General features: G+C 64.3%; 10 protein-coding genes. 7 read left to right on the top strand and 3 right to left on the bottom strand.

Annotated elements, in window-relative coordinates; translation table 11 throughout:
• The 3 genes from O7A61_RS12290 to O7A61_RS12280 form a co-directional block, all read left to right on the top strand.
• On the top strand, positions 1 to 200 hold a 200-nt coding region (locus O7A61_RS12290; protein ID WP_337130008.1), incomplete at its 5' end, for an integrase core domain-containing protein.
• 31 nt (positions 201 to 231) lie between these two features.
• Positions 232 to 732 (top strand): RrF2 family transcriptional regulator, encoded by a 501-nt coding sequence (locus O7A61_RS12285; RefSeq protein WP_337130007.1) that lies wholly within the window; start codon positions 232 to 234, stop codon positions 730 to 732.
• Between the two features lie 31 nt (positions 733 to 763).
• The gene (locus O7A61_RS12280; protein ID WP_337130006.1) at positions 764 to 2,113 is read left to right on the top strand and encodes an FAD/NAD(P)-binding protein; all 1,350 of its coding nucleotides are present in this window, start codon (positions 764 to 766) and stop codon (positions 2,111 to 2,113) included.
• A gap of 555 nt (positions 2,114 to 2,668) precedes the next feature.
• Here the strand turns inward: O7A61_RS12280 and O7A61_RS12275 are convergent.
• Positions 2,669 to 3,439, bottom strand: a complete 771-nt coding sequence (locus O7A61_RS12275) for a type 1 glutamine amidotransferase domain-containing protein (protein WP_337130005.1) — start codon at positions 3,437 to 3,439, stop codon at positions 2,669 to 2,671.
• 111 nt (positions 3,440 to 3,550) lie between these two features.
• Here O7A61_RS12275 and O7A61_RS12270 point away from each other — a divergent pair, with 111 nt between their 5' ends.
• Complete coding sequence (locus O7A61_RS12270) at positions 3,551 to 3,910, top strand: winged helix-turn-helix transcriptional regulator (protein WP_337130004.1); 360 nt, start codon at positions 3,551 to 3,553, stop codon at positions 3,908 to 3,910.
• Here the strand turns inward: O7A61_RS12270 and O7A61_RS12265 are convergent.
• Positions 3,907 to 4,554 (bottom strand): cysteine hydrolase, encoded by a 648-nt coding sequence (locus O7A61_RS12265; protein ID WP_337130003.1) that lies wholly within the window; start codon positions 4,552 to 4,554, stop codon positions 3,907 to 3,909. The genes O7A61_RS12270 and O7A61_RS12265 overlap by 4 nt on opposite strands.
• Entirely contained in the window at positions 4,551 to 4,883 is a 333-nt protein-coding gene (locus O7A61_RS12260; RefSeq protein ID WP_337130002.1) for a hypothetical protein, read from the bottom strand. The genes O7A61_RS12265 and O7A61_RS12260 overlap by 4 nt, the downstream gene beginning before the upstream one ends.
• A gap of 445 nt (positions 4,884 to 5,328) precedes the next feature.
• Here O7A61_RS12260 and O7A61_RS12255 point away from each other — a divergent pair, with 445 nt between their 5' ends.
• From O7A61_RS12255 to O7A61_RS12245, 3 genes are all read left to right on the top strand, one after another.
• On the top strand, positions 5,329 to 6,771 hold the full coding sequence (locus tag O7A61_RS12255; protein WP_337130001.1) for a pyridoxal-phosphate dependent enzyme: 1,443 nt from the start codon (positions 5,329 to 5,331) through the stop codon (positions 6,769 to 6,771).
• Positions 6,768 to 7,937: a trans-sulfuration enzyme family protein gene (locus tag O7A61_RS12250; protein ID WP_337130000.1), complete on the top strand. Its 1,170-nt coding sequence runs from the start codon at positions 6,768 to 6,770 to the stop codon at positions 7,935 to 7,937. The genes O7A61_RS12255 and O7A61_RS12250 overlap by 4 nt, the downstream gene beginning before the upstream one ends.
• A gap of 430 nt (positions 7,938 to 8,367) precedes the next feature.
• Positions 8,368 to 9,333, top strand: coding sequence for a GlxA family transcriptional regulator (locus tag O7A61_RS12245; RefSeq protein ID WP_337129999.1), 966 nt, complete (start codon positions 8,368 to 8,370; stop codon positions 9,331 to 9,333).
• Positions 9,334 to 9,631 lie beyond the last annotated feature (298 nt).

Genomic DNA, 9,631 nt, shown 5'->3' with positions numbered 1-9,631 from the left:
AGGCCGAGCGGTTCATCCAGACCGCACTCAGGGAGTGGGCATATGCCGTGGCTTATGCGAACTCCGACCATCGCGCCGCCGAGTTGCCCATATGGCTGCATCGGTACAATTGGCACCGTCCGCACGGAAGCCTAAAGTCCAAACCGCCAATCAGCCGCCTGGGCCTGACCAAGGACAACCTGTTGAGGCTCCACACCTAGGGCCATCGCATGACAGAGAAACGTTCGGTTCATGCTCACCAAGAAAGGCAAGTACGGCCTCAAGGCGCTCGTCCATCTCGCGCGGATGCCGGCCGGACAGCTCGCCTTCGTCGGCGATATCGCGACCGGCAACAACATCCCGAAAAAGTTTCTCGACGCCATTCTCGGCGAGCTGCGCAATGCCGGCTTCGTTCAGAGCCGCAAGGGCAAGGAGGGCGGCTACCGCCTGGCGCGGCCCGCCGACGAAATCAAGGTCGGCCACGTCGTGCGCGTCCTCGACGGGCCGCTGGCCCCAATCCCCTGCGCCAGCCGCACACAATATCAGCGCTGTGAAGACTGCAACGAGGCGACATGCCAAGTCCGACATCTGATGCTCGAGGTCCGGCAGGCGATCGCCGAGGTGCTCGACCAGCGCAGCCTCGCCAAGATGCGCGACATCGCCGACGATCTTACGATCGCGAGGGACGCCGACGATCTTACGATCGCGTCGGGTATGAGCGACCTGCCGGTCGTGGTGAAGGTCCAGGCCTGAAGCCGGCGCCTGGCACGGGGCTCGCTTGCGCATGACCGGGCGGACCGATTCCATCACCCCCAGTTCCATCATCATCGTCGGCGGTGGCGCCAGCGGCGTGGTGCTGGCCGCCCATCTGCTCAAATCGCCCAATCCGGATCTGCGCGTCACACTGATCGAAAAGCGCCCGCATTTCGGCCAGGGCATAGCCTATTCGACGCTGCTGTCGGCGCATGTGCTGAATGTCAGTGCGGCCGGCATGAGCGCCTATGCCGACGATCCCGGCAATTTCTGGCGCTGGCTGCTGGAACGGGGGCTGGCGACACCGGAGCAGGCTCCGGTGTACGCGCCGCGCAGCCTCTATGCGCGCTATCTCAAGGAATTGCTCGACGATCTGGAGACGCGCGAGCGCGAGACCGGCCGGCTGCGCCTGATCCGCGAGGAGAGCCTGTCGATTTCGCCCACCGGATCCGGGGTCGAGGTGGCGCTCGCCAACGGCACCAGCGTGGTTGCCCATCTTGCCGTGCTGGCCACCGGCCATGACGAACAGCCCGCGCAGGGCCATGCGATCCGGATGGGCTCGGAGGCCGATACCGCGCTCGATCAGGACAATCGGATCCTGGTGCTGGGCACCGGGCTCAGCATGGTCGATGCCTTCCTTTCCCTGGAGCAGCGCGGCCATCGCGGCGACATCATCGCGGTGTCGCGGCGTGGCCTGCTGCCCTCGCCGCACCGCAAGGGCAATCCGATCAAGCTCGACGTCGCCGACATCCCGCTCGGCACCCAGCTCTCCTATTTCGTCGGCTGGTTCCGCGACCTCATCCGCGAGAACCAGAAGGCCGGCGTCGACTGGCGCGACGTCGTCGACGGCCTGCGCCCCTTCAACCAGAAGATCTGGCAGAACTGGCCCGCCTCGGCCAAGCGCCGCTTCGTCGAACACACCAAGGCGTGGTGGGACATCCATCGCCATCGCATGGCACCCGAGGTCTACGCCAGGGTGACGGAGGCCGTGCAATCCGGACGCATCCGGCCGATCGCCGGGCGCGTCGTCGGCGTCACCCCGGGCGACGGCTTCGCGGTCGAGGTCCAGTCGCGCCACACACAGCGTCTCGAAACATTCGACGTCGCCCGCATCTATGATTGCTCCGGCATCGTGCGCGACATCTCGACCTCGTCGAACAGCGTGGTGCGCTCGCTGGTCGACCGCGGCCTGGCGCGTCCCGATCCGCTGCGCATCGGCCTCGACGTCTCGGCCAATTGCGAGATTATCGCCGCCGACGGCACCGTCTCGCGAAAAATCCTCGCCGTCGGGCCGCTGACGCGCGGCACCTTCTTCGAGATCGACGCCATTCCCGATATCCGCGTCCAGTGCGCCAGGCTGAGCAAGCTGTTGCTGGGATAGAGCAATTCCGGCGGCGATCGTATATTTGGCAGACCCGCATCCGGCTCAACCCGAAAGCGTCTTCCGCGATCGCACCATAGTCGGCTGAGTGCAGTCTGGTATTTAGCCCAGGTGGCCCTATCTGGGCCGAACAACTTCCGTTCTTAGCTATAAGACGGCAGGACTAAAGTCTTGCGCACCGGTAGGCCTTGGTCCGAGGGGCCTTCAAACGTTCCGGACTTGTCCATTGGACGTTCCGCACTTTAGCCAATTAAGATATTCACGGCTTGACGCAGACCTCTTGCAAAGGGAGCGCGATGCTCCCGCCTTCGACTGGATTTCCTCCCCGAAATGCCGACATCGCGCCCCCCAAGGTTGCGATTTCAGGCTGGTCATGGGCTACCCCACGAAAAAGAATGGCCGGTGCGGGGATGCTTGGGTTGAAAGCGGGTCGCACCGGCCATTGCGGGTTAGGCTTCGATTTGGGATCGTCTCCCGCATGACCAAGCTATATCTATATTAGCCATTGCTCAACTAAGACTGAAGTCCCTTCCGCTGTCCGCCGGACGAGACGGTTCAGCCGCCCAATGCCTCACACACGGCGCGCGCGGTCTCGGCGCCGGAAAAGTTCTGCTGGCCGGTGATCAGGTTGCCGTCGCGCACCGCAAAGGCGCGCCACAGACCGGCCTGGATGTAGTTGGCGCCGATTGCCTTGAGCTCATCCTCGATCCGCCATGGCATCAAATGTTTTCCGCGCTCCAGCGCGCCCATCCGCCAGGTCGCGTGGTCGGCAAAATCCTCCTCGATATTGGCGAACCCGGTCACCGTCTTGCCGGCGGCGAGCAGCGATCCATCGGCGCGCCTGGCATAGCGCAGCAGCGCCGTGCCATGGCAAAGAGCTGCCGCCACCTTGCCCGCTTCATGGAAGGCAACGAAGGTCCGCTGCAGCGTTTCCGCCCGATCATAGGTGAACATCGGCGCCTGGCCGCCGGCGACGACGATCGCGTCGAAACTGTCGAGCTCGATCTCCGCCACCGGCCTTGTGTTGTCGACCAGGCTCGCCAGTTTCGGGCTCGAGATGAAGCCGAGCGAGATGAGGTCGGTTTCGGAATAGCCCGAGGGATCACGCGGATCGCTCAGCGCGTCGGCCTCGCATCGGCCGCCATCGGGCGAGAAGATCTCGACATCATAACCACGCTCGGTGAAAGCGAACCACGGGTGCGTCAGCTCGCTCCACCAAAAGCCGACCAGCCAGCCGGTCGTGGTCGAGACGGCAGGATTGGCGATGACGATCGCCACGCGTTTCGGCTTGCGTGCATTGACCGGATTGGCGTCCCGTACACTCATCGTAGCTCTCCTCTATGAAGCTGTCGCCGATAAAGCCTAATGCTGCAATCTGGCCATATGGCCGGGCAAAATCCGCTTCCGTCGCCGCCGGGCGTTGCTTACGATGGCGGCATGGCACAACGCGGAAGACTTTACGGCTGTCCGGTCGAGTTCGCGCTCGACGCACTCGGCGGCAAATGGAAGACGGTGATCCTGGCCCGTATCAAGCAAGGACCGCTGCGCTATTCCGAGCTGCGCCGATCGATCCCTTCGCTTTCCGACAAGATGCTGACGCAGCGCCTTGCCGATCTCGTCGAGATCGGGTTTGTCGCGCTGGAGGCGTCGCCGGACGGAAAGGGACGCTATGTCTTGACCGAGCGTGGCCGCGATCTGGCCGCGGCGCTTGAGGCGCTCTACGACTGGGGCAATGTGCACGGACGCGCGGACGGCGTCCGCTTCCGCACCGATATCGAGACCCGACAAGGCGCCTAGCTCCTGGCGGCAAGCGCACCGCGGAAACCCTCGACATCGGTGATGACAGCCTCGCCGAGGAAGCCAAGCGTGGCCATCGAGCGGTCACGGGCCTGCCGGTTACCGAAGCCGCAGGCATCTTCGATCACCACGGCCACAAAACCATTGTCGGTCGCCTGGCGAACGGTCGGCTCGATGCCGATCTCCATCGCCACGCCGGCGAGCGCGACGGCGCGCACACCGCAATCGCGCAAGGCAAAGCTCAGCGCCGTGGAATCGAAGGCCGACATGGTCAGCTTGTCGAACACCGCCTCTTCGGCGCGTGGCGCGAGTTCGGGAACGATCGCCGTCGCCTCGGCATCGCGCGGGAACCAGGGCTCGACCGTGTCGGGACTGTCGCGCCGCTGCCAGGCCATTGCGGTGCGCAGCTGGGTGGCGCCCATCCACTTGCGCGGCAAGGAGAGATGGCGCGTGAACGCCACCCGCATGCCGGCCGAGCGGGCGGCTTCGAGGACGCTGCCGGTGGCCTCGACAATGTCGGCCGCGCCGGCGATCTGGCGGCAGATGCCGACCTGCATGTCGTAGACCACCAGCGCCATGCGGCGCGGATTGCACCACTCCGCCAGGCTGGTCGGTATCTCCATCCCTTCGCTCGACCGGATCATGCCGCTGTCCGGTCCCAGGGTTTTGCGAGATCGACCGTTGGATCGAAGAGGTATTCGAGCGGCAACGGCGCGGAATCGAAGGCAAGAAAATGCCATTCCAGCAGCCCGGCCTTCGACAGCGGGAAGTCGTCGGTGTAGTTCCTGGCTTCTTCGACAGTGTCGAGCTCGAAAACGATGATGACGCCGCCGACATCGGCGCGCGCATAGTTTTCGCGCACTATGCCCGCCTTCCACAGCCGCCAGACATTCGAGACTTCATCGCGAAGATGAGGTTTCAAGTCGGCGAGGGTGACGCCGGGTTTGAAGTTGTCATAGGCGAGGATCTTCATCGGCCGTCTCCTTGTGCTGGTATGGCGTATGTTCGGCTAGCATGGCCAAATCGGCGGCTTCAACGAACGAGATGGTTCGTTGGACGGGCCGGACAGTTCGGCGGCTTGGGCCGTTAAGGTCGGCGCTCTACGGCGCCCCCCTCTGGCCTGCCGGCCATCTCCCCCTCAAGTGGGGAGATTGCTGTTCCGACGGTCTTCGCCAATACTCGACGTTGTAAAGATGGCGTGGCCGGCGAAGCTGCCGATCTCCCCCCTCGAGGGGGAGATGCCCGGCAGGGCAGAGGGGGCGCTGTCCCGCCGGCGTCTCGGTCGGCACCGCACTGCTTCGCCCTGATGGGCCGCTGGAATTTCATTCCCCGTCTGGCCACCGGATTGGCACGATCTATCTTCTTTCCAACAGCGATCGGCTGGAAAAGACGCTAGGTTGATCCATGGAGGCTCCGACATGAGCGAGCACAGAAAAGCCACTGCCGACAGCGCCCCGTCGGACACCGCAACATCCCGCCTGCGTCCGCCCTATGCGTCGGTTCTCGATCTCATTGGCCAGACGCCCATCGTCGAGCTGACCAAATTCGACACGGGAAAATGCCGGCTGTTCATCAAGCTCGAGAGCCAGAACCCGGGCGGCTCGATCAAGGACCGCATCGCGCTGTCGATGATCGCGGCGGCCGAGAAGGATGGCAGGCTGAAGCCCGGCGGCACGATCGTCGAGGCGACCGCCGGCAATACCGGCCTTGGCCTCGCCCAGGTCGGCATTCCCAAGGGCTACCGCATCATCCTGGTGGTTCCAGACAAGATGTCGCGCGAAAAGATCCAGCATCTGCGCGCGCTCGGCGCCGAAGTGCACATGACGCGCTCCGATGTCGGCAAGGGTCATGCCGAATATTACCAGGACATGGCGGAGAAGATTGCCGCCGAACTGCCCGGCGCCTTCTATGCCAACCAGTTCGCCAACCCGGCCAACCCGCTGGCGCATGAGACGACCACCGGCCCCGAGATTTTCGCGCAGCTTGACGGTGACGTCGACGCGGTGGTGGTCGGCGTCGGCTCGGGCGGCACGCTGACCGGGCTTGGCCGCTTTTTCGCCAAGGCGTCGCCGAAGACGGAAATGGTATTGGCCGATCCGGTCGGCTCGGTGCTGGCGCCGCTGATCAAGACCGGCAAGATGGAAGAGGCGGGAAACTGGACAGTGGAAGGCATCGGCGAGGATTTCGTGCCGCCCAACGCCGATTTGTCGCTGGTCAGGAAAGCCTATTCCATCACCGACAAGCAGAGCATGCTGGCGGTGCGGGATCTGTTGTCCCGCGAAGGCATCCTGGCCGGTTCTTCCTCCGGCACGCTGCTGTCGACCGCCCTGCGCTATTGCCGCGAACAGACGGTGCCCAAGCGCGTCGTCACCTTCGTCTGCGACAGCGGCAACAAGTACCTGTCAAAAGTGTTCGACGATTTCTGGCTGGCCGAGCAGGGGCTGGCCGAACACGAGCAGCATGGCGACCTGCGCGACCTCGTCATGCGCACCCACCGCACCGGCGACACGGTCTACGTCGGCCCGGACGAGAGCCTGCTCAACGCCTATGGCCGCATGCGCCGCTCCGACGTCTCGCAGTTGCCGGTGCTCGACAATGGCAAGCTGGTCGGCATCGTCGACGAAAGCGACATCCTGGCCCATGTCGACGGCCCCTATGACGGGCGCTGGGAGCGCTTCAGCGGCCCGGTGAAAACGGCCATGACCTCCAATCTGCACACGCTGCAGGCCAGCCAGACGCTGGACGCGCTGCTGCCGGTGTTCGACCGCAACGAGGTCGCCATCATCTTCGACGGCGACGAGTTCGTCGGCCTGATTACCCGTATCGACCTGATCAACCATCTGAGGCGCCGCGCAAAATGACCACATCCGGCAAGAACCGCCTGGCCTTCTCCACCCGCACCATCCATGGCGGCCAGAGCCACGATCCGCTGACCGGTGCTGTGATGGTGCCGATCTACGCCACCTCGACCTATGGCCAGCAGTCGCCCGGCGTGCACAAGGGTTTCGAATATGCCCGCAGCCAAAACCCGACCCGCTTCGCCTTCGAGCGCGCGGTGGCGGACCTGGAAAGCGGCTCGGCGGCCTTCGCTTTTGCCTCCGGCCTGGCGTCGATCGCCACCGTGCTGGAACTGCTCGATTCCGGCGCGCATATCGTGGCCACCGACGACATCTATGGCGGCTCGTTCCGGCTGATGGAGCGGGTGCGCAAGCGCTCGGCCAATCTCCAGGTGAGCTTCGTCGACTTCACCGACCTTGCGGCGGTCGAGGCGGCGATCCGGCCGGAGACCAAGATGCTGTGGGTCGAGACGCCGACCAATCCGCTGCTGCGCATCGTCGACCTCGAGGGCGTCGCGAGGCTCGCCAGGCGCAAGGGGATCCTCTCGGTCGCCGACAACACCTTCTGCAGCCCTTACATCCAGCGGCCGCTGGAGCTCGGCATCGACATCGTGGTCCACTCGACGACCAAATATCTGAACGGCCATTCCGACATGGTCGGCGGCGTCGCTGTCGTCGGCGACAACAGGGATCTCGCCGACCGGCTGAAATTCCTGCAGAACGCCATCGGCGCCATATCGGGTCCGTTCGACAGTTTCCTGGCGCTGCGCGGGCTGAAGACCCTGGCGCTCAGGATGGAGCGTCATTCCGCCAACGGCCTGAAAATCGCGCAATGGCTGGAAGCCCGCAGGGATGTGCGCCGCGTCATCTATCCCGGCCTCGCCAGCCATCCCCAGCACGCCATAGCAGTCCAGCAGATGCATGCCTTCGGCGGCATGATATCAGCCGTGCTCGATCGCGACCTTGCCGGCACCAAACGCTTCCTCGAACGCACCCAGCTGTTCACGCTGGCCGAAAGTCTCGGCGGGGTGGAGAGCCTCATCGAACACCCGGCGCTGATGACGCATGGCTCCATTCCCGCCGGGAAGCGGGCGGAGATCGGCATATCGGATTCGCTGGTGAGATTGTCGGCGGGCATCGAGGACGGCGATGATCTGATTGCGGACCTGGATCAGGCACTGGGGGGTTGAGTGGCTCTCGGCACGACCGAGAAGCGTCGGTGGTAACCTGCACCGCGAGCTTGGGGTTCTCTCACGAACGTCGCGGCATGGATCCTAGGGTCTGCGCCGCGTCGCTTCGCTCCTTGCTCCGCCCTAGGATCACGAATTGAGGATTGTTTCGGCTAATCTCGAAAGTCTTCAGGTGCGAAATTCGGATCCCCTTCATGCACAACCAGATGCGGAGCAACTTGCCAATCTCAAACGTTCGCGGCGGGCCTTTTGGCCGTTCTTGTTTTCGTCATCCTAGGGATGAGCAGGAGCGAAGCGACGTCGCGGAGGCCCTAGGATCCATGCCGCGACGTCGACACGCGCCTCAACGGTGAAGATCAGCAGCCGCATCGAGCAGCGGTCGGCCAAACACCGTTGACCACAAGCGCCATCTGCCCGAGATGTAGCGCCCATGTCCACGCGCGAACCACCCACAGACGCACCCCTCACCTTCGCGGTGCTGGTGTTCCCCGGCTTTCCGATGATGGCGTTCAGCTCCGTCATCGAGCCGCTGCGCGCCGTCAACATACTGGCGAAGCGGGAATGCTACCGCTGGATCATCGTCGGGGCGACGCAGGATCCGGTCGAGGCTTCCAATGGGGTCGTCATCCAGCCAAGGTTTTACGCCGAGGCCGCACCCAAGGTCGACCGCATCGTGGTCTGCTCGGGCGGCGACGCCGATCACCTCGTGGCCGAGGACGCGGCGAGCTGGATCCGCCGCAGCCTGCGCGCCGGCGCTCATATCGGCGCGGTGGCGGACGCGGCGTTCTTCCTGGCGCGGGCCGGCCTGCTCGACGGCCATGCCTGTACCTTGCACTGGACCAGCCAGGCCGCCTTCACCGAGGCCTTTCCCAACATCGAGCTTAGACGCGACCTCTATGTCATCGACCGCAAGCGTTTCACTTCGGCCGGCGGCGTCGGCAGCCTCGACATGATGCTGGAGATCATCACCCGCGATTACGGCGCCGAGCTTGCCGCCGGCGTCGCCGAATGGTTCGTGCACAGTCCCTTGCGATCGAGCGTCGACCGCAAGCTGATGCCGCTGCGCCTGCGTACCGGGGTACAGAACGAGCTTGTGCTGTCGGCCATCGCCATCATGGAAGATGCGGTGGAGGAGCGGCTCGGCATGGCCGAGCTGACCGCGAAGCTCGGCGTGTCCTCCGACAAGCTCGAACGCTCCTTCCGCTCCGAACTCGCCATCTCGCCGAACGGCTATTATCGGAGGCTCAGGCTGAAGCGCGCCGCCGACCTGCTGGCGCATTCGACGCTCGCCGTGCGCGACGTGGCGCTGGCCTGCGGCTTTGCCTCGATGTCGAGTTTTGCCCGGGCTTTTCGCGAGGAGCATGGGCATGCACCGAAGATGGCGCGACGGCGTTAGGACTTTCGAATGCTGGCGGGACAGCGCCCCCCTCTGGCCTGCCGGCCATCTCCCCCTCAAGTGGGGAGATTGGCAGCTTCGCCAACCTCGCTTCTTGTTCAACGGTGGAGGATTGGCAAAACCCGGCATAACATCCAATCTCCCCCCTTGAGGGGGAGATGTCCGGCAGGGCAGAGGGGGGCGCTGTCCCGCCAGCATTCCATCGTCAGCGGCATTCCGCACAACCCACGCGGTTTTCCGCACAATTCCCGCACCCCACCTGCGCCATGGTCACACCTTGCAACCCACCCAAGGCCAG

The organism is Mesorhizobium sp. Cs1321R2N1, from assembly GCF_037179725.1.
GTDB classification, from domain to species: domain Bacteria; phylum Pseudomonadota; class Alphaproteobacteria; order Rhizobiales; family Rhizobiaceae; genus Mesorhizobium; species Mesorhizobium salmacidum.
This window is presented reverse-complemented; position numbering and strand designations above follow the sequence as displayed.